An 18,493-nucleotide genomic window follows, 5' to 3' on the forward strand; every position below is an offset into this window, starting at 1 on the left:
ATGCTGGCTAACTATTTAATGCTTCCTCAACTAGAATCCATATGTTGGGAGGGTATGAAGAAAATTACTCTTCCTCATGAGCTAAACGAAGTTGTTGAACAGGGTTTTGTTGAGTTATTCAGTTGTTTTTTATCAAAAAAACTCCTCGGTTATAGTGGGGCAATTAAACCTGATTCTTTTGAAGATGAAATAGCCTTGGAGTGTTTTGTAAATTCTATCCATATAGAAGATTACGTAAGTGAAAATTACTTCCAACATTCTATTGTCTTTTGTAATTCAATGATTAAGAAATGGAATGAAAAACATGCTGGGGTTCTAAATGTTATTATATCGTTGGATGATGAAACATTACTGCCAACAATAAAATTTCATTTAAAAAGAAAAGACACTTCATGGCTAGATGAAGATAATCTTGACTCAAGTATTCAGGCTGTCTTAGTGACTACAGATGAAATTAATAAGGATAAATTATCAAGTCTACTGATTAAGTAAAAGAACCCAACCTTTACGGTTGTGATCTTTTTGTCTGTCACTCAGCAGGCCGGATCGGCAGCTGCCCCTGTTTAAAGATTAGGTGCTTGAATGCACGTAAGGAAGAAGCAAGGAAAGCATGATGGGGCGAATAACAAAGCTGATGGCATGGCTGCTGTGCGTTGGGGCGGTAGCGTGTTCGGACGAAAAAGACGCGTCGGGGCAAAAAGTTGCTGCTGTAGAAATGCCTTAGCAAAAATGGCCTGTAGCCCGCTGACTGCGCAGGGAAAATGCCAGACTGTTCTCAATAACCGTGTCGGAATGAGTTGTTGTAGAGAATAACTACCTGAGCAACCAACAGAAGGCTCAGAAGAAGAAGGAGCTTGAAGAGTGTCAGACTCAAGCCTGCAAAGTGCAGACTGAGGTGAAGTGGACAGCGATAGATTTAGGGCAGGATGGGAGCTTTGCGGCCGGCATGGTTGCCGGGGTTCCGGCAGGTCTGTATGACACGATCGACGGTATTGTGAAAACGGCAAGCAGCCCGATGGAGACATATGAGGCGCTGAAATCGCTGTTTAACAGCGGTGATGTGCTGGGTAATGTGTCGGATGCGGTAAAGCAGTCGTATATAGACCGCATCAACAACATGGAAGCGGAATACCAGAAGGCCGGAGCCAGTGGCTCATTCAATGCCGGTGTTGAAGGCGGAAAACTGGTTACGGATATAGCGGGTCTGCTTGCCGGTGGTACGGGTGTGGTAAAAGTGACCGCAGGCGTAACGGAGAAGATCGTTGCCAAAGTCGCGGGTAAAGCTGAATCAACGGCGGTCAGTGCCGGCAAAGTCACCAGCGGCGCGGAGAACGTGGCAACCTATCCGAAGCTCAAAGAGGATTTGTTGCAGCAGAACCTGAACAATATTGCGAAGCAAGATCCGAGACTGGCGGCGGTGGTGCAGGGTGATAATGGGAAGCTGAATTACGGTGTTGGTTCTGGCACTAAAGAAGAAGCTGAGCGATTGGGTCAAATCTGGTTTGGTGATGGGGCCAAATTGGTAACTAATTAAAAAGATTGTCCAGGATGTTTAATTAGTGCCGATGGATTACGCATTTATAGACCGCCATCTGAAAAGCCCAATGCACCAGCACATTTAAATCCGACGGGAATACAGGCTAATTTTGTCCAACAAAAAGACGGAAAGATCACTGGCAACGCGCACATGAGTATTGAGAAATGAAAGCGATCTTAAAAGGCATATGGGTTGATTCTCCAGATTTCAGTTTAGAAAGTTATCAGCCCGAAGAAAAAAACTGTTTTATCCTATTAGTCAATTTGAGAATAGGTCCAGAAAGTGAAAAGGGGATAAATTATTTCCATCTAAATATCTGTACCCCTGAATGGCTCTGCAAGCACCGATGGTTGCCAGAGCTAATGCGGCACACGTTGCTGGTTCGTAAATACGATCTGGATGAGATTAAAAAGACCATTACAGACTATATCGATCAGTGCGAAGGTGAAGACTGGATGGAGATCGCGCAGAAGCTCTCCCGCGTCTTTGCCTGGGAATATGAAGATTACCAGCCTTGAGCAAGATCCCGGCCCTCGTGCAGGGATCGTCGTTATTAACAGTCAGACTCTACGTGCCGCCGTCGTTCTGCTGTCCTTGAGCCTGATCGGCGGGCTTGCCTGAAAAAGCATCAACCCCCGAACAGGAAATGTTTTGTGGCCACTGCCCGTGGGCCGTGTTCCCAAAACCACCCGGTCAGGGCGATGCCCCGACCCCCCTCGGTTAAAACAAAAACCCCCGGCGCGGGCCGGGGTGAGGTGTTGGTTACCCGGCGAACTTAAGGCCGCAGGGATAACAGGAAGCCGTTCCGGCTCCAGCGAGCCTCGCCAGCCAGCGTCCGGAATGAAAAGCGATAATGGCAGCGTATAAAGGGCTGTTAAAATGCGCAGGTGCTGGCAGGACGGCACGCTGAGGCGGTAGCGTGCGCGGCGGAAAAGGGCGTGTTAGGGCAAAAAGTTATCGCAGCTGAAACGTGACAGGAAAAGCGGCTGTAAGTGGGGAAAAGCACAGGGAAAAGGTGGTTCGTCGCCAGACTGCGTGCCGGTTAATACACTAATGAATTTGGTATTTAGGCTGGACCTTCAATCGGTATTGACTTCGGTCCCTATTTTCCAGAATTGTTGGGAGACTTAAGTCGTGATTATTCAACTAGCGCAGGTTTTGGTCCCGGTTTTGTAGGAAGCTCTGGCGGAAAAGATGGTATTGGTATTTCCTTTTCTATTGGGCCAGGCATTGGTTTTACAGGTTCTGCAACTGGTTCTCTTGCCGAAAAAGTAGATCTGAACGGTGACTCCACTAAGGAAAGAGATCACTATGATTTCAAATGATTTAGTTTCAAATATATCATCTTTTATGTTGTTGTTTTTTTTAATTTTATGGGGCGGTTGTTTTTTTATCTTTGTTTATAGGTATCTTGGTGGGCCTAAGGTAGGTAAAGATTCCTTACTTTATTTTAATTATATTTTTTTTAAACGGGATGCTTTATCAAACTACGCATTGGTTTTTCTTGTTCTTGGATATATTGCAGCAGCGATAGCTGAATATCGAAGAGAGGCTAATAATCTATTTTTAATATCTAATCTTTGCGGCGGGATTTCATTTGTTCTCTTTGCAATATATGGGAAGTTTTTTCACCAAAGATTAACTGATGATGAGAAACCATTTTATTTTATTAAGGTTTTTTTGACAAAAGCAGACCTATCCTTCGGCTCGATTTTTCTTTGGCTATCGAGAATAGCGTATGTAACATGGCTCATTGTTTTTATTGGCAACTAAAAATTGTTGGGCATAATGCACGGAGAAAAGATGATGATGAGTTGCAGAATGAATTTGGTGAAAAGTGAATTCGTGGATGAAAGAGAGAATATACAGGCAGTCGGGGGGTATGGTTATTATAAATAAATCAGATTCTGCTAAGCATATTCAGGATGCGCTTGCAGCAGGAGAGACTACATCTTTAATCATTAAAATGGATGGAGAAAATAAAGAATGAATGATTCCGTTGAAAAACTGCTGTCAATTTGTAGCAACCCTCTTTCACCACTGGAAGGGGTTAAAGATTGCTCGAAGTTTTTTAGCTCCCCATTATCCTGTGAACTCAATACTCTGCTAGATAGAAAAAACGGATGCTATGGGTTTGAGTCAGCTTTACACGTTTTTCCCTATCAAACAACCCATGAGGAAATCGGTTTAGCAGACTGGAATAACAAAAATCTCTGGATTTCTTCTTATGGAGATATGGCGATTGGTGCACTATATTTTGCTGAGGATATTTTTGGTGGTCAATTTTGTTTGAAGAGTGATGGTGTTTATTTCTTCGAGCCTGAAACTGCAGAGTTCAAGAAATTGACTAATACCATAAATGAATGGTGCGAGATGGTATTATCTGATTATCAAGTCATTACTGGGTACACACTGGCTCATTCATGGCAAAAAATAAATGGCCCCATACCATCAGGATATCGTTTGGCTCCGAAAATTCCATTCGTTGCTGGAGGTTTATACGAGCTTGATAATCTTCATATTTGCAAGTCACTTGAGTTGATGAAAGCCGCAGCTAATATCGCATTACAAATAAGAGACACTCCGAATGGTAGTAGTGTAAAAATAATTGTAATAAATTAAATGTTCTGTAATTCAACCTGAAGGACTTTTAAATTACAATTTACTTGCTGAGTTTCTCTCAAACCTGGAAAGCTGATTGTCGGAGTGCTGTTCAGGATTCGGGCTACCATCATGGCAGGGGGTGTCGCCAGCATCATATCCTTTTGGCTGACGAGACAGCATTTGGAAAGGTATTGAAACAGCTAAGAAGATAGAGAATATGACTTTATTTGAAGAGTGTCAAAAGGCACTTAGTGCCGATTTCGAAATTTTTGAAGGAAAGGATGAGAAAAAAGCTGTTGATATTCTTAATAGCTACTCTTTTGTAAAAGGAGTTATTTCGTGGGAAGAAATTGAACATGCAGATTATGAAAGCATTTATGATTTATTAAATGTAACTACCATGAAAAATACAGAAGTATACGTTCTTATTGATGATGCCAGCATTCCGGTTTTCAGGACAAACTTGAGTCTGATAGCTAAAAATATTTATGATGTTATAGCTTTATCACCAAGGTTATTTATTTTTAATGATGAAATTATACTACAACCTTTATTTCCAACAGAAACCTTCCGTTTGGGAATAAGATCCAGATGAAATATAATCTAAAAATAAACCTCAGACGGTTGGCTGGGGCTGATTTTTCAGTCAGTTACTCTTAAGTCGTCAGCTGGATGATCAACTGCCCCAGACTGGTGATCAATTCGATCTTCTGCCCGGTCGTAAAATCCAGCGTCTCCAGCCAGCGGCTGTTGAAGGTGAGCAGTGCCAGTGGGTTCGACTGGCCTTCATCAGGCCGGTATCCTGCACCCGGCCCATGCCTGAATCCTGGCGCTCGCAGAGTTCTTTCCACTCTGTTTTATCGGTCACGGTTGTTACCGACAGCGTGCTATCCCGTAGCACCAGCCGGATCGGCGTATCGGTAGTAATCCGAGCGTGGCCAGTTGGCCACTCGTGATAGATAGTTCCGGATTGGGTGCAGCACTTCAGCTGAGCACCAGCGCGGTGACGGCGAAGGTACAGAGCCTGTCGGGAGGAAACGTGGCGCAGTTGATTAGCGGCGCGTCGGCACCTTATCTTGCGGAAAAAATAGATGCTCTGACAACGGACGCGAACGGTAAGGTGAATACCGAAGCGGAACTGATGGCGCACGCGGTGCTGGGGGTGGAAATCTCGTATGCGGCGGGCTACGCAGCGCTCTCCAGAGCATCGGGCGCGGTGATGGGCGAGTACATCGCAGAGAAATACTTGGGCGCGGACACGCCGGAGAAGATAGCGGCACTGGGGCAGGAAGACCGTGAGCAGCTGAGCCTCCTCGGCACGCTGGCAGCAGGACTGGCGGGTAACAGCAGTGCTACAGCGACGAGCGGTACGGTTGCCGGGAAGAATGCTGTGGAGAATAACCTTTTGTCTGCCAAACGTAGTCAGTAGCGTTAAGAGAAACTGGCTGCATGTGATGGCGACAAAGCTTGTGTTGCGGAGGTTCGTCGGGAGTTTGGGCCGGAATCGGATGAACAGCGGCAGCGGGTAGAAACCTGTTTCAGTGCGGCAGACTGTTACACAGTTGAGCAGGAGCTGAAGTCCATGCGTGCAGAGTACAGCCAGCAGGAATCGGCACTGGCAGAAAAAGCACGTACACAAGGAGTTGGCTCGTTAAGCGAGGCGGAGCAAAAAGAGTGGATTGCAGCCCGTAGCGCTTTGACGGAATTAGATTCGCAGAAAAACCTGTCGTTGCACCGTGCGCAGACAATAGGTAGTTCGGTGGAGGTCTCGGCGGAAACCACCAATGTGATGGGCCACGCGGCGATTGTCTCGGAAGCGGGAGCTGCCGAAGGGATATCGAAAGGTGGTGCGAATGGCTCAAAAAACAAGGTGGTAATATTTAAAAATTACCTAACGGACAGCAGGTTAATCATTTTGAAGAGAGTTTATATGATCTTCCGCCTGGAGAACGGGCTGCTCTAGTTAAGCAAATGGTGGAGCAGGTAGCGCCATCGAATGGAATGGTAAAAAATAATAAACTGACCAGGATAAATAACAGGGATGGTTATCCTGGTGATGATGGTCACTTATATACGGTAGATACATCACATGGTCGATTTGAACGGGTGAATGCTCAGACGGGCAAACATCAGGGAGAAATTGATATGGGGATGATGCCAATAAGTAATAGTATGGATAAATCAGGCGGCCATGATTTAAAGGTAAAATAATATGCAAGAGCCAGTAAAATTAATTGAAATAAAAAACATAGCGTTAAGACATGGAAACATTTTTCGCCTTCCTGCTGTGTGGCCATATGAAGCCCTAGTCGATTTTATGGTTGTTGATTTGTCTAATGCTGACAGACCTTATGGGTTAATCGTGTCATCCGGTCATAAGGCTGGTCTGATATTAGTTAAATTACCTGCTGAATGTTGTTTATCAGAGGTTAGAGGCCTCAGTGTTGAATGGGTAATAGATAACTGGGATAAATGGATTTACCCAGAGTGCGATGTGAAAGACGTATATGTAATAGACCGATATGAGATCCTTCATTCTCAATGAGTAATAACGACCCCGGCCATTGCGTCGGGATCGATATTTTGACCGGTTAGATCCTAATTTCCGCCTCAATTACCAGCCGCCCACGCTCGACGATGACGATAACCGGCTGTGGGTTGACGATGTTGCTGACCGAAAAGGGTTGATTAGTGCTTATGGTTTAGGGGGATATCGTTACCCTGATACAACACCAAATGATCCAGCATATTCAAACCCAACGGGTATACAGGCTAATTTTGAAACATACAAATAAATCCGGCAATCGGAGAGCGCGTACGTGTTGGTAACGGCCATATGAGTATTATATCGACCAGTGTGAAGGTGAAGACTGGATGGAGATAGCGTAAAAGCTCTCCCGCGTTTTTGCCTGGTAGTATGAAGATTATCAGCCTTGAGCAAGATCCCAGCCCTCGTGCAGGGATCGTCGTTATTAACAGTCAGACTCTCCGTGCCGCCGTCATCATGGTGTCCTTGAGCCTGATCGGCGGGGTTGCCTGAAAAAGCATCAACCCTCGGACAGGAAATGTTTTGTGGCCACTGCCCGTGGGCCGTGTCACCAAAACCACCCGGTCAGGGCGATGCCCCGACACCCCTCGGTTAAAACAAAAACCCCCGGCGGCGTCCGGGTCAAAGGGTTCGATGCTCAGCCCTTCGACTATATCGCGATGGCTGGCGTTCATACCACGGCGGCGATAGGTAGTGCGGTTTATGGGATGAAGGGTACAGGAGCAAGTGGGGGGGGAATGCTGGCTCTATTAAAAATGTTAATCCAGGATACCCGGAACCAGGCAGAACACATAACTGTGTGAACTGTTCTGTTTCCACTGGTGCTACTTTGGCTGGAAATCCTGCATCGGCGTTGCCTGTAAATCATAAAAACGGTATCCCGTTGGCCGTTTTGGAAATCCAATACGGTACGAAATTTAAGTATATTTCTTCGTCCGAAAGCATTACACAGCAAATGAAAAGTACAGGCTCAGGTTCCCGAGGAATTGTTTTTGGTTCATATGAGCCGGGTCAACCTGGACATGTGTTTAATGTTGTAAACCAAAACGGAACAGTCCGATTCCTTGATAGGCAAACGGGTAAGCCTGCTGATCTCAGCCAGTTTAAACCATTCCAATTACTGAGGACGAATCAATGGTTAATTTTATAGAGGCTGTAGAAAAAGCGACAGAATATCTAAAAGATACAGATGTTCCGGTAGTCATTACTCTTCAAGGCCGTTTTTCTGAAGGATGGTTTTTTTGTTTTCAATCTCGAGAGTATCTTGGAACGGGAGAATTTTCTGCTCAACTCGCAGGTAATTCGCCTTTTCTAGTTGATAAGGATACAGGTGAAATACATGAACTTGGAACTGCGTATCCAATTGAAAAATACTTACAAGATTATGAAGAAAAGAAAAACAACCTAAGTTAGAAGAATCCCGGCCATCGAGCCGGAATATTTTTATCTGCCGATTACACCTCAGCCAGCCGGATGATCAACAGAAGCCAGGTAGTGAAAAACCGAAATATGATGGTGAGGCTGATCAAATTTTGATGCCAGGGAATTATCCATCAGAATGGTTAAAGTCGGTACGTGACGGTAAGACTGGTAAAGTTTATACCTATGATGAATTTAGAAAATCGTTTCCTGATCAAGTGACAAATAAAAGGTGATTAGATGTTAACAGAGAATGACATGCAGGATATATCAAGGCTTATAGATCTGTTAAATAAGGTCATCGCATATGCCGTTGAAAACGAAGGTAATGACTTGCGTTATAAGGGAATCCTTAAGTCTTTAAGAATACTTGAGGGCAATCAGCGTAATGGCCTTCCAAATTTATATAATCATATCATGGGTGATTTTAGAATGATGGTTGATCAAGTGTTGTATGGTGACCAATATATAGATGAAATAACAAATGAAGTATATAAAATAATAAAGTCAAATAGCTTGTTTTATAAATAGTCAACAATGTGATCCCGGATACCGAACCGGTCGGGGTGGCGCCGGACGTGGTAATCAGGGGAAAAGAAAAATCGTCATCCGCGCCGCTGCCTGCGGTCGGGAAAACGAGGGTGACACATGGCCAACCGTAAACCTCACGCCGATGCGCTGCTGACGGTGGATAAGGTGTACAGAAAGCCCATCGGCCCGGCCAGCGACCCGAAAAGCCTGTATGCAGCTGCTGCTGCGGTTCGTGGCGTGGCGTGGCGTCGGGAGCGGAACTGGTCGGAGACCACGCTGAAGACGCAAACCCATCATCAGTACCGGTTCATCCTGTGGGCGGTGGAGCGCGGGTTGTACTATGGACGTGACATCACCTTACCGATACTGGAGCACTATCAGCGTCACCTGTACCAGTACCGCAAGCAGAACGGGGAGCTCCTGCACCCGGCCCGCGCCTGAATCCTGGCGCTCGCAGAGTTCTTTCCACTCTGTTTTATCGGTCACGGTTGTTACCTACAGAGTGCTATCCCGCAGCACCAGCCGGATCGGCGTGTCGGTAGAAATTCGAGCGTGGCCAGCTGGCCACCCGTGATAGATAGTTCCGGATCGGGTGCAGCACTTCAGCTGAGCACCAGCGCGGTGACGGCGAAGGTACAGAACCTGTCGGGAGGAAACGTGGCGCAGTTGATTAGCGGCGCGTCGGCACCTTATCTTGCGGAAAAAATAGATGCTCTGATAACGGACGCGAACGGTAAGGTGAATACCGAAGCAGACCTGATGGCGCACGCAGTGCTGGGCGCGGAAATCTCGTATGCGGCGGGCTACGTAGCGCAGTCCAGAGCATCGGGCGCGGTGATGGGCGAGTACATCGCGCAGCAGCTGTATGCGGGCGTTAAGTGTGACGACCTGAGAGAAGAGCAGTGGTAAACGATCAGTGCGCTGGCAGCGTAATGAGTGACATCACTACAGATATTGTTGCGGAGAACTACCGGAAAAAATGCTGTTGGGAGTAATGCTTTGAGGGGCAAGACCGGACATGATGAAATTGAGCGGAAAGAGGAGCGTGGGGATTATTCATTAAAAAACATACCGATAAATCCGATGGCTCCGGGGATTTTTAACGCGTATGGAGAAGCTCAGATAAAGGAAATGTCTAAAACTTCAGTGCCAAAGATACCGCTAAAAAGGGAAGGTTAAATGATTACTGAGAATGAGCTCAATGAATTTGAGGAAGCGATATTAACTGGGGTTACCGTTGGAGTAGGGTCATTGATTTTGCTGTTCTCATCAGGAACACGCATACTGATCCAGTGTCCCTTTAGATGTGAGGAAAAAAACGCTTTTCATATAGGGCATGGAGAGGATATATCAACAAGTAATCTCCTGTTTTCATATCTTAATCAGAGGGTTGAGTTGTGCTCTTTGCTAAATGGTGAAATTTTAAAATTATTCTTTGGCAACGAGAAAAATATGTATATCGTTCCTGAAAACAACGGCTTTGAATCTTATGTAATTACTACAAGCCAGGGTGATTATCCTGTAATCGCTTACTGATTAAAATCCCGGCTATCAAACCGTGATTTTAATTTTATCAGCCATTTACCCTTAAGTCGCCAGCCGGATGATCAACTGTCCTGGCCCGGTAATCACTTCAATCCTCTGTCCGGTCGTAAAACCCAGCACCTCCAGCCAGCGGCGGTTAAAGGTGAGCTGTGGCAGCAGGTCCGGCTGGCCCTCATTCGGCTGGTATCCCACTTTGTAATAATGCGTCTGTGATTTGCTGTCGGCGGTTGTAGATGACTAATGATACGTGTCAGTCATAATAAACTCCTCAGCAATAGGTTATGAGCAGCAGGATCGGGTGTCCGGGCTTACTGCCCGGCAAAGGGAAATCTAAGAAGAGTAGCGTTAAAACAGCAGCAGCAGCGGTGGTGGTGTGGGCATCAGTATTGGTGCCGGACAGGGTAGTGCGGACATCAGCATGTTTGGCAGCGTTTATGGTATTAAAGGCAAAGAGAACGGCAACGGCACGCGATGGACTGAGACCACACTGGACAGTGGCGGCAGACTCAGCCTCACCAGCGGGCGGGACACCACACTGGATGGCGCACAGGTCATCGCAAACGCAGGCCGCGATTTAACCCTGACCAGCCAGCAGGACAGCGATCGTTACGATTCAAAACAGACCAGCTATGGCGCGGGCGGCAGGACTGGCGGGCGGCATGGCGGGCAACAGCAGTGCTGCGGCGACGAGCGGCGCGATTGCTGGGAAGAATGCGGTTGAGAATAATGCGGTGTCAGGCATAGACGGATTTGGTAGTGGTTTCTGGGATAATAAGCAAGCCCAGGGATCACTGGTAAATAACACCAATCTTGTAGATGAAACTGGCAAAGTCCTGAATCCGGCAACACCAGAAGAAATTAAGTATGCCTCTGATAAACTGGTCTCAGGAGATTTACCTGCCGGACAGAATCCGGCAACCGGTTTATTAACGGCGTGGGGTTCTGGTGCTACTGCTGTTGTGGAACTAGTTCTGTTGCCATCTGGTGCAACAGCAGGAAGTATCATTGGGGCAGGTGTTATTGGGGGTTCCGCAAATATCCTCAATCAGCTTCAGAGTGACGACCCATTTAGTGCCACCGATGCGCTTATTGCTACGGGCGTCAGTGGATTAACACAGGGCAAAGGGTTCTGGCTCACTGAAGTAGCAGGTATAACTGGTGCTTATACAGGGGCTGAGTTGCAAGTAAAAGAGGAACTTCAAATTGTTGCTGGGGCTGCTTTTGGTACGGGGGGGGGTGCTGCAGGAGGCAGAGCAGTAAAGATAGGGAATAAATATCTACCTTTAATTTCAGAAAAAGCAGCTGGTTTGGCCGGCGCTGTAATTGGTTCCGGAGCTTCAGAGGTCGCTGGCTCTGAACTTCAAAAACAGTTGGAGAATAAATAATGAAAAACATTATCCTAGTCATAAGGCTAATCTTTTTTTTCTTTCTTATAACCACATTAACTCTATTTTTTGTTAGGTTAGGTGTGGCATCTTTTTTTATGATAAAAAATGGAGCCTTTATTTATGAATGGCGAGGAAATATATTCGATTCGATACAAAGAGGTGCGGTTATTGGTTTGGTTTTAGGTGTTGGTATTATGTTTTTATCGAGATTAAAATGAAAGTAAGTTGAGAATAACTCTCTCGCCGATATCGCGCAGGCGCAGTCTGAAGGTAAAACGCTTGAGCAGAAGGCCGGTAAGCAGGTTGAAGCCGAAAACGAGCGCTATAAGAAGGCCAACTGCGGCGGCATGAGCGCCGAAACCTGCTCGGTGAAGATGTATCAAGAGCGGCGTGAAGCGCTGAAAGATATGGCGTCAGCGAGTGCAGAGTTTGGCAGCGACTTTAGATGTTGGCAGGTTGCAGGCTGATTATGCTAGCCGTACCAGTGAGTTGCTGGAAAAAGTCCGAGCTGATGGCGGTCTGAGTCCGGCAGAACAGAACGAGCTTTCCATCCTTCAGGTAACGACGCTCCAGCTGAGGCGGACAGAAATGTAGCGATTCATAATCAGTTGATGTCCGATGATTCGGAATAGGCGAAGCAGCTAGCCATAAACTCTCTGGTTCAGGCGGTTGGAACAAGTGCAGCGGGTATTGCGGCAGGAGTTGGGAAAAATAAGCCTAACACTGGAGAAAGTGCAGTCAAAAATGGAGTGAAAAACGCATCTGACACGCAAACTAGTGTTGATAGTAAATTAACTAATTATCTGTTAGCAAAAGATCATCCTGTTGGCGGAAGCAAAGCTGAATGGTGTGATAAAGCCCTCGGTTTTAACTAAGGGAATTCAAGCGATGTCGCGAAACAAATTGTTTTTGAACCAAGCAAAGCGGTGAAAACAGCAGAAACGCAGCTCGGTGTTAAATATGACCAGGTAATATCTATCACTGGTGCTAACGGAAGAACAATAGATGTGAAATTCGGTTGGATTAAGAATAATGATGGTATCGTTAGACTTGTGACAGCTATTCCGGCCAAGAAATAACTGGTGCTAAAATTATGATTAAAGAATATGACGTTGTTAAGTCCACAAAAGCGTTATCTGACGCAATAGCCGCAGGATGTAAGGGTGCTGTTGTCATGGTACATACAGAACCTACAATAGGTTATGAAGTAGAATTTGTTGATGATAATGGTGAGACGTTAGATGTTTTGACTGTTTATCCAGATGACATTCAACTATTGAACTAATATTACGCTCCAATAAATGAAATCCCGGCCTTATTACCGGGATTTTACCGTAAAGGTCAGCCAGTTATCCTTCATTCGTCAGCCGGATGATCAACTGTCCCGGCCCGGTGATCACTTCGATCTTCTGCCCGGTCGTAAATCTCAGCGCTTCCAGCCAGCGTCCGTTGATTGTCAACTGTGGCAGCGGGTTCGGCTGGCCTTTATCAGGCCGTATCCCACGTTGTAATAATGCGCCCGTGAACTGCTGTCGGCAGTTTTGGGCATGCATATCTCTGATTATGATGCGTGTCAGCCTTAATTATTTCCTAAAAAATATTATTATTATGCGCCTGACAAAAAGGTAGGAAAAATCAGTATCATTCAGGTGGATAGTAAAATAATTTATAGATTTCGTCTGGCAGAGAGTGAAGGATAAGATAAAAATTTTTTATAAAAGTAAATGAATGCCTTTCATTAACCTTTAGCAGGGTTTTTCAGTAATTGTCTTAATTCATCCTGACTCATTTAAAAGATAAAAGCCTCATGCTTTCGTAACAGGCTTTTACCTTCCTTTTATCTCATCCTCAGTGCATCAACTGGCTAATCACGCCAGTCATATCGAATTTTTTATTAACGACACCTTCCGCCGAAGCCTTGTCCACCAGCTGAGGCAGATATTTTACCAGCAAGTTCAGTGCATCGCTGGTGTTGATACCCATCCGCGCAGCGAGCTGTTCAATCGCTTCTGAGTGAATCATCTTCTGCACCATGTCACGGCTCAGGGCAACATTCTCCTCATTGCCGAGCCAGGAGTTCACTACCTCGCTGTACTCACCACTCTGAAGATGGTTCACAATCGCATGTAAACCGCCTTGCTGCTCAACCCACTCCAGCACAGCTTTCACTTCCTGACTGGTCTGATTATTCAGGCCGCACATGGCCAGCACCTGGTCCAGTAAAACCATTCTTTTATTCCCCGATTTAAAAGATATCAAGACTGCCTGCAGGCTCTGATTTTATGAATGATGAACAGCACGATAACCGATCCCGCTGTCGCAATAGCAATGCTGTATATATTGAAACCGCTGACCTTGCCAAAGCCCAGAAAGGTGCTGACTAACCCGCCAGTCAACGCACCCACAATACCGAGTATCATGGTCATGAAAATACCCATATGTTCCTTACCCGGCATAATACATCTGGCGATGATGCCGGCAAGCAACCCAAATACTACCCATGACAATAGACCCATTTCCTGCATCCTTTATTCTTTATTAATCCTATCAGCGTTTAACTGTGGTTTAATTCGTCAATTAAGAGCGGGTGTATCGTACGCCGCCTGCCTTTTATCTGGCAATGGTGTTTTCTTAATTAAATTAAACGTATCGGAAACGACGGGAGAAGAATTATGAGCATTCTGGATAGTATTAAAAGTATAGGTGAGGAGTTGTTAAATACTGATAATAAGAATGTTGAAAATAAGCCTGATATCACCGCAGCAGGTAAGCGCACCTACACGGTAAAATCCGGTGACACGCTCAGCGCCATTGCAAAAGCATTCTACAGCGATGCCTCTCATTATATGAAAATCTTCGAGGCCAACAAAAATATTCTCAGCAGTCCGGATAACATCGCGCCAGGTCAGGTGTTGATTATTCCGGAATAACCAGCAGCCAGCAGTTCACAGAGCGTGGCCTGCTGATTTTTATTTGCCGCTTACAGTGACACAGGATTTCTGACAGGGCAGAGAGCATTTACGGTGTTCTGGTTTAGTCAGCGTTGCGGGAGAACAGGGCTGTTGAAGTGAACAAAGAGTGGGGCATCTGAAAAGCAAAAAAGCAGCTATCCGGGGATAGCTGCTTTTTCTAATCTGGCTCCTCTGACTGGACTCGAACCAGTGACATACGGATTAACAGTCCGCCGTTCTACCGACTGAACTACAGAGGAATCGTTGGAACGAGGCGCATAATATCCAGCGGGCGAGGGGATGTCAAAGCCTGATTGCACCTTTATGACTGGCTGCTGAATAAATCAGCATTTTCCTGAGATTTCCTCAGGTTAGAAGGTATTCCTCCCTCCTGATCGTTAAATAAGACCAGACAGATTTCTTCTGGCATGCTACTGCCCTGTAGCGAACGGCGATCCGTTACTGACGCTCTTTTCAGAAACGCTTTGCTTTGCCATAGCCCCCGGGATCGGCGGCGGCAGCCTGTTCATATTTCTCAATCGTTCGGCGGGCACTGGATAATGATGATGCAGACATGACGTCATAAGGCTTCGCCGGATGGGCGGGATCGTCAGTGAAGCGGGTGCTGGGATCGTTCGCCAGCGAGCGTACATCATAACGTCCAGGTTCCTCTGCGCGCGCTTTTTCGACCATATGTCTGACAAACTTTTTCCCCACGGGGGGGTAGGTTGTCGAAGTCAATATACTTTCTATCTCCGACATTGGCATGGTACGCACATGACGCAGCGCCCACTGGGCGTGCGGATCGGGGCGGGGGTCGTTTCGTTGCTGGATAACGTCAAGCCTGCCCGGATCGAGTTTGCTGTTTTCCAGCGTGGTCACTATCGGCAGATGTTGCCATGCATCAAGCACGACCGGATCTTCCTGACGTTTGTCTCCTAACAGCACCAGAACGTGGTCATTATTGTAGAGCGTATTAAAAACGGGCTTACCGGCTCCTCTGGCTGCCACCTGTGTATAGGCCAGATCGGCAAATTCCTGACAATGTCCTCCCTGCACTCTCAGGGCGCTGTGTCCACTGGCATAAGCCCGATCCAGGCCTGTCGCAGCAGTAGGAAACCGTTGTGCAAAGCTTTCTCTGGCTTCATCACTGAAGCGCTCTGCTGCGCGCACGGCCATGATACCGCGCATTGCACTCTCTCCCTTATCAGCAACAAGCGGTAACCACTGATTACCCCCAGATCCTGCTTGCCTGCGCACTTCCTGCTGGACCTGCGCCGCCAGATCCATGCTTTGCAGCGTTTGTGGAGAAACCACCCTGACCTGATGCTGAAAGGGGCCGGATGCCTGCATTTGCATGGCACTGAGTCTCTGGTGAGCAGGCTGGCTCTGTGGCGTCTGGCGGCTGCTACCAGTTGAAAATATACGCATCATAATCAGGCTCCGGCTTCATCAGTAATATGCTGGCTGATAATGCCCAGACGCTGTCCAAGCGTATGAGTATAAAAAGCCATGTTTTCGTAGAGGGCAATCAGGGTCTGAGGATCAGCGATGCTCATCGGTAAACGTGACCATACAACCAGCTCATCACTGTTTGCCGAAGCCGCCAGCACAATGGCAGGATTACCTTCGTTCATCAGATTTACCTGCAGAAGTTCCCAGAGAAGCCTGGTGGAGATGTCATCGGGTGTCCTGAAAGGAAGCAGGCAGCTAAAGGTGATGTGGTTAGCGGGATAATGTAAAAGCCGTAGCGATAAGTCTGACCACATCACGAGTTCAAAGGCTTCCTCATCGCCCCGTATCTCAGGCATAAAACTCAGGTAACGGAATAAAGGAGTCAGTGCACTGCTTAAAGATGTCGACATCATTCTTCCTTACTTATTTGTTTCGGATAGCAAACCGGCATGGCAAGGGCAGCCCGGCCAGCAAAGTATGAAAGAGTGAGTGAACAGAAAAAGCGTTTGGTTCCCTGTCCTGAGCAACAATGGCGAGCAGATGTGATGGGGTTAAAATAGTCGCGGTGATGAAGGAACGTCAGGTAAAGAGTAAAACAGGATCGGAAAGCAAAAAGCCCGCTCAGGTTTCCCTGAGCGGGCTTTTCTAATTCTGGCTCCTCTGACTGGACTCGAACCAGTGACATACGGATTAACAGTCCGCCGTTCTACCGACTGAACTACAGAGGAATCGCTGGAACGAGGCGAATATTAACGGCGACGCTCTGAAGTGGCAACAGCTAAAAAAGGGTTTATCATTCAACTGGCTAGGATTAACACAAAGCGATCGCGATTTAAGCAATTTGTACGCTGTCAGTGGCGATTCGGCTCAGAGGATCCTGCTGATAGAACTGACGCAGATGCTGATACATGGCCGGAAAGCGCTCAGCCAGCAGAACCGGAGCGGTAAAAAAGTATTCGGAGAGTACGGCGAAGCACTCAGCCGGATCGCTGGCGGCGTAGGGATCGATAGTCGCCGCCTGTTCTCCGACCAGCTCGACTTCACTCTCTATCTCCGCCATCGCAGCATGTAAATCCTTTTCCCATTGCGCCACGTCGCGCAGCGGGATCACCGGCACACCGCTGGTGTAGCCACTGCCGCGCGCATCAAGTTTGTGGGCGACTTCGTGGATCACCAGATTGAAGCCAGAGAGATCGAAAGAGTCCTGAATATCGAGCCAGTTAAGCACCACCGGCCCCTGCGTCCAGCTCTGACCGGCGTGAACGGCAGGCGCACTGTGAACCAGCCCATCCTCATCCTGCCACTGATCGTCCACCTTAAACGGCTCTGGATAGATCAGCACATCATGAAAACCGTCCAGCCATTCCAGACCCAGTTTAAGCACCGGCAGAGAGAAGAGCAGGGCGATGCGCACGCTGCGCAGTTCATCCAGCGCTGTTCCTTCCAGCGGCACCAGCTTCTTCTGTTGCAGGAAGCGTTGCGCCAGCGCTGTAAGCGCCTGCTGTTCGTCTTCACTAAGCAGGCTGAAGATGGGCTGGGCCAGCCCCTGCTGCCAGGGCAGCGCAGCCAGAAGGGTGTCGTTTTGCGTTTTCCAGGGCCATTTAAACATCGCAACTCCTGCACAGAACCGGACTCTTTCGCTATCCTGACTCGCCAGATATAAAAATGCCAGCATCGAATGCTGGCACCTTTGATCCGGCTGCAGGCCTGAGGGCTGTCTATTCAACCCGTTAGCGCGGCCGTTGTCTGTGATACAGCCCGCAAAGCGCAGGGCTGAAGGGCTAGTTGCGACCCACCCGCTGAAACTCAATCACCCAGACCCAGGGATTCACTTCCCAGCTGGTCGCGCCATACTGTTTTTGCCAGGCTTTGCGATAGGCCTCTTTCGGCGACTCTGAGTTTACGTTCATGGTGAAGAAGTTATTGAGGAAGTGCGAATCGGTCTGTACGCCCTCCGCCATAATGTCATCTTCGCTGATATCCTGAATCTTCTCAGCGCGAACGCCGGTGATCTCCAGATTGATGCGGCTGGCCCAGCGCGGCATGTGGATGGCGGTCTGCCAGCCAAACTCTTCCGCTTCCGGGGTGCTCATCGCGTGCTGACCCAGCTCATTGCTGTCGGCGCGGTACTGACAATATTCCGGCAGGCGGAACGGCGTCGGGTCACGCTCATATTCGGCCAGATCGCTCTCCGGCACCATCGGACCGCGCCAGGTTTCGCGTACCCACAGCAGATCACCCGGTTTACCATAAGGACAGTGATAGCTGATGTCGCTCATCGACATCAGTTTATAGCCGTGCAGATGATTCGCACTGACATCAAAAGCGTGTACGCCTTCATGATGATCCTGACCCGGACCAAAAGCCTGAGTTTTCATAATGCGCCGGGTTTGCGTTTGCTGGCCAACCAACAGGGCACGGACACGCTGTTCGGAAAAAAGAATCGGCCGTTCTTTCATGGAATACCTCTTGTTATTAGTAAAACCCGGTTACTGCTGTATACGTCCATTTGCTT

28 protein-coding genes, 2 tRNA genes and 3 pseudogenes are annotated in these 18,493 nt (G+C 47.5%); 22 read left to right on the forward strand and 11 right to left on the reverse strand.

All coding sequences use genetic code 11. The annotated features are described in order from the left end of the window. From HFD92_RS00035 to HFD92_RS00075, 8 genes and pseudogenes are all read left to right on the forward strand, one after another. Positions 1 to 492 carry a hypothetical protein gene (locus HFD92_RS00035; RefSeq protein WP_167428063.1) on the forward strand — a complete coding sequence of 164 codons (492 nt, stop codon included), beginning with the start codon at positions 1 to 3 and terminating at the stop codon, positions 490 to 492. Positions 493 to 802: 310 nt separating this feature from the next. After that, positions 803 to 1,705: pseudogene (locus HFD92_RS21695) on the forward strand (hemolysin); the annotation flags it as partial. Beyond that, a complete protein-coding gene (locus HFD92_RS00050; RefSeq protein ID WP_150029796.1) occupies positions 1,702 to 2,055 on the forward strand; it encodes an immunity 8 family protein in 354 nt (117 codons plus the stop codon). The pseudogene HFD92_RS21695 and the gene HFD92_RS00050, both read left to right, overlap by 4 nt. A gap of 600 nt (positions 2,056 to 2,655) precedes the next feature. Then, positions 2,656 to 2,862 carry a polymorphic toxin type 25 domain-containing protein gene (locus HFD92_RS00055; RefSeq protein WP_167428064.1) on the forward strand — a complete coding sequence of 69 codons (207 nt, stop codon included), beginning with the start codon at positions 2,656 to 2,658 and terminating at the stop codon, positions 2,860 to 2,862. After that, on the forward strand, positions 2,849 to 3,310 hold the full coding sequence (locus HFD92_RS00060) for a hypothetical protein (protein WP_167428065.1): 462 nt from the start codon (positions 2,849 to 2,851) through the stop codon (positions 3,308 to 3,310). Before HFD92_RS00055 ends, HFD92_RS00060 begins: the two co-directional genes overlap by 14 nt. Positions 3,311 to 3,386: 76 nt before the next feature. Beyond that, on the forward strand, positions 3,387 to 3,527 hold the full coding sequence (locus HFD92_RS00065; protein ID WP_160297551.1) for a hypothetical protein: 141 nt from the start codon (positions 3,387 to 3,389) through the stop codon (positions 3,525 to 3,527). Continuing rightward, on the forward strand, positions 3,524 to 4,159 hold the full coding sequence (locus tag HFD92_RS00070) for an SMI1/KNR4 family protein (RefSeq protein ID WP_221412759.1): 636 nt from the start codon (positions 3,524 to 3,526) through the stop codon (positions 4,157 to 4,159). The genes HFD92_RS00065 and HFD92_RS00070 overlap by 4 nt, the downstream gene beginning before the upstream one ends. Before the next feature lie 199 nt (positions 4,160 to 4,358). Beyond that, positions 4,359 to 4,736, forward strand: a complete 378-nt coding sequence (locus HFD92_RS00075) for a hypothetical protein (RefSeq protein WP_167428066.1) — start codon at positions 4,359 to 4,361, stop codon at positions 4,734 to 4,736. Between the two features lie 61 nt (positions 4,737 to 4,797). On the opposite strand, the gene HFD92_RS00080 is transcribed toward HFD92_RS00075, so the two are convergent. Next, positions 4,798 to 4,992: a type I toxin-antitoxin system SymE family toxin gene (locus tag HFD92_RS00080; protein WP_167428067.1), complete on the reverse strand. Its 195-nt coding sequence runs from the start codon at positions 4,990 to 4,992 to the stop codon at positions 4,798 to 4,800. 119 nt (positions 4,993 to 5,111) lie between these two features. Here HFD92_RS00080 and HFD92_RS00085 point away from each other — a divergent pair, with 119 nt between their 5' ends. The 10 genes and pseudogenes from HFD92_RS00085 (at position 5,112) to HFD92_RS00130 (ending at position 10,175) form a co-directional block, all read left to right on the forward strand. Then, positions 5,112 to 5,570: a VENN motif pre-toxin domain-containing protein gene (locus HFD92_RS00085; protein ID WP_167428068.1), complete on the forward strand. Its 459-nt coding sequence runs from the start codon at positions 5,112 to 5,114 to the stop codon at positions 5,568 to 5,570. A 153-nt stretch (positions 5,571 to 5,723) separates the two neighbouring features. Then, complete coding sequence (locus tag HFD92_RS00090; RefSeq protein ID WP_167428069.1) at positions 5,724 to 6,104, forward strand: hypothetical protein; 381 nt, start codon at positions 5,724 to 5,726, stop codon at positions 6,102 to 6,104. Positions 6,105 to 6,112: 8 nt separating this feature from the next. After that, positions 6,113 to 6,352 carry a hypothetical protein gene (locus tag HFD92_RS00095; protein WP_167428070.1) on the forward strand — a complete coding sequence of 80 codons (240 nt, stop codon included), beginning with the start codon at positions 6,113 to 6,115 and terminating at the stop codon, positions 6,350 to 6,352. A 1-nt stretch (position 6,353) separates the two neighbouring features. Continuing rightward, positions 6,354 to 6,686, forward strand: coding sequence for an Imm45 family immunity protein (gene imm45 / locus HFD92_RS00100; RefSeq protein ID WP_167428071.1), 333 nt, complete (start codon positions 6,354 to 6,356; stop codon positions 6,684 to 6,686). 802 nt (positions 6,687 to 7,488) lie between these two features. After that, positions 7,489 to 7,839: a toxin glutamine deamidase domain-containing protein gene (locus HFD92_RS00105; protein WP_255461676.1), complete on the forward strand. Its 351-nt coding sequence runs from the start codon at positions 7,489 to 7,491 to the stop codon at positions 7,837 to 7,839. Further along, positions 7,824 to 8,102, forward strand: a complete 279-nt coding sequence (locus tag HFD92_RS00110) for a YrhB domain-containing protein (RefSeq protein ID WP_167428072.1) — start codon at positions 7,824 to 7,826, stop codon at positions 8,100 to 8,102. Before HFD92_RS00105 ends, HFD92_RS00110 begins: the two co-directional genes overlap by 16 nt. A 246-nt stretch (positions 8,103 to 8,348) precedes the next feature. Further along, the gene (locus tag HFD92_RS00115) at positions 8,349 to 8,639 is read left to right on the forward strand and encodes a hypothetical protein (RefSeq protein ID WP_167428073.1); all 291 of its coding nucleotides are present in this window, start codon (positions 8,349 to 8,351) and stop codon (positions 8,637 to 8,639) included. 117 nt (positions 8,640 to 8,756) lie between these two features. Then, a pseudogene (locus tag HFD92_RS00120) lies at positions 8,757 to 9,062 on the forward strand (recombinase XerD); the annotation flags it as partial. 147 nt (positions 9,063 to 9,209) lie between these two features. Further along, positions 9,210 to 9,548, forward strand: a complete 339-nt coding sequence (locus HFD92_RS00125) for a hypothetical protein (protein WP_150029807.1) — start codon at positions 9,210 to 9,212, stop codon at positions 9,546 to 9,548. Between the two features lie 270 nt (positions 9,549 to 9,818). Continuing rightward, positions 9,819 to 10,175, forward strand: coding sequence for a hypothetical protein (locus HFD92_RS00130; protein ID WP_150029808.1), 357 nt, complete (start codon positions 9,819 to 9,821; stop codon positions 10,173 to 10,175). 51 nt (positions 10,176 to 10,226) lie between these two features. Here the strand turns inward: HFD92_RS00130 and HFD92_RS00135 are convergent, their stop codons facing one another. Further along, positions 10,227 to 10,376, reverse strand: a complete 150-nt coding sequence (locus HFD92_RS00135; protein WP_072052725.1) for a SymE family type I addiction module toxin — start codon at positions 10,374 to 10,376, stop codon at positions 10,227 to 10,229. A gap of 181 nt (positions 10,377 to 10,557) precedes the next feature. Here HFD92_RS00135 and HFD92_RS00140 point away from each other — a divergent pair, with 181 nt between their 5' ends. From HFD92_RS00140 to HFD92_RS00155, 3 genes are all read left to right on the forward strand, one after another. Beyond that, positions 10,558 to 10,905, forward strand: coding sequence for a hemagglutinin repeat-containing protein (locus tag HFD92_RS00140; protein ID WP_167428074.1), 348 nt, complete (start codon positions 10,558 to 10,560; stop codon positions 10,903 to 10,905). After that, positions 10,844 to 11,569 carry a hypothetical protein gene (locus HFD92_RS00145; RefSeq protein WP_255461677.1) on the forward strand — a complete coding sequence of 242 codons (726 nt, stop codon included), beginning with the start codon at positions 10,844 to 10,846 and terminating at the stop codon, positions 11,567 to 11,569. The genes HFD92_RS00140 and HFD92_RS00145 overlap by 62 nt, the downstream gene beginning before the upstream one ends. A 1,096-nt stretch (positions 11,570 to 12,665) precedes the next feature. After that, complete coding sequence (locus HFD92_RS00155; RefSeq protein WP_167428076.1) at positions 12,666 to 12,857, forward strand: DUF4926 domain-containing protein; 192 nt, start codon at positions 12,666 to 12,668, stop codon at positions 12,855 to 12,857. A 64-nt stretch (positions 12,858 to 12,921) separates the two neighbouring features. Here HFD92_RS00155 and HFD92_RS00160 read toward each other — a convergent pair whose 3' ends face one another. The 3 genes from HFD92_RS00160 to HFD92_RS00170 all read right to left on the reverse strand — a co-directional run bounded on the left by HFD92_RS00160 (position 12,922) and on the right by HFD92_RS00170 (position 14,088). Continuing rightward, a complete protein-coding gene (locus HFD92_RS00160; RefSeq protein ID WP_185185182.1) occupies positions 12,922 to 13,125 on the reverse strand; it encodes a SymE family type I addiction module toxin in 204 nt (67 codons plus the stop codon). A 295-nt stretch (positions 13,126 to 13,420) separates the two neighbouring features. Further along, positions 13,421 to 13,801 carry a YidB family protein gene (locus tag HFD92_RS00165; protein ID WP_167428077.1) on the reverse strand — a complete coding sequence of 127 codons (381 nt, stop codon included), beginning with the start codon at positions 13,799 to 13,801 and terminating at the stop codon, positions 13,421 to 13,423. 26 nt (positions 13,802 to 13,827) lie between these two features. Then, positions 13,828 to 14,088, reverse strand: a complete 261-nt coding sequence (locus HFD92_RS00170; RefSeq protein WP_150029815.1) for a GlsB/YeaQ/YmgE family stress response membrane protein — start codon at positions 14,086 to 14,088, stop codon at positions 13,828 to 13,830. A 252-nt stretch (positions 14,089 to 14,340) separates the two neighbouring features. On the opposite strand from HFD92_RS00170, the pseudogene HFD92_RS21700 reads away from it, so the two are divergent. Continuing rightward, positions 14,341 to 14,502 (forward strand): annotated as a pseudogene (locus tag HFD92_RS21700) (LysM peptidoglycan-binding domain-containing protein); the annotation flags it as partial. Positions 14,503 to 14,707: 205 nt separating this feature from the next. Here HFD92_RS21700 and HFD92_RS00180 read toward each other — a convergent pair. The 6 genes from HFD92_RS00180 to HFD92_RS00205 all read right to left on the reverse strand — a co-directional run bounded on the left by HFD92_RS00180 (position 14,708) and on the right by HFD92_RS00205 (position 18,437). Then, positions 14,708 to 14,783, reverse strand: a tRNA-Asn gene (locus HFD92_RS00180). 214 nt (positions 14,784 to 14,997) lie between these two features. Continuing rightward, positions 14,998 to 15,882 (reverse strand): hypothetical protein, encoded by an 885-nt coding sequence (locus HFD92_RS00185; RefSeq protein WP_167428079.1) that lies wholly within the window; start codon positions 15,880 to 15,882, stop codon positions 14,998 to 15,000. 77 nt (positions 15,883 to 15,959) lie between these two features. After that, positions 15,960 to 16,388, reverse strand: coding sequence for a CesT family type III secretion system chaperone (locus HFD92_RS00190; protein ID WP_167428080.1), 429 nt, complete (start codon positions 16,386 to 16,388; stop codon positions 15,960 to 15,962). Between the two features lie 242 nt (positions 16,389 to 16,630). After that, positions 16,631 to 16,706: transfer RNA gene (locus HFD92_RS00195), tRNA-Asn, on the reverse strand. 104 nt (positions 16,707 to 16,810) lie between these two features. After that, complete coding sequence (gene mtfA, locus HFD92_RS00200) at positions 16,811 to 17,587, reverse strand: DgsA anti-repressor MtfA (protein ID WP_009089517.1); 777 nt, start codon at positions 17,585 to 17,587, stop codon at positions 16,811 to 16,813. A 172-nt stretch (positions 17,588 to 17,759) separates the two neighbouring features. Next, positions 17,760 to 18,437, reverse strand: coding sequence for a hypothetical protein (locus HFD92_RS00205; protein ID WP_046102090.1), 678 nt, complete (start codon positions 18,435 to 18,437; stop codon positions 17,760 to 17,762). Positions 18,438 to 18,493 lie beyond the last annotated feature (56 nt).

The organism is Pantoea sp. EKM101V (assembly GCF_011800325.1).
GTDB lineage: Bacteria > Pseudomonadota > Gammaproteobacteria > Enterobacterales > Enterobacteriaceae > Pantoea > Pantoea anthophila.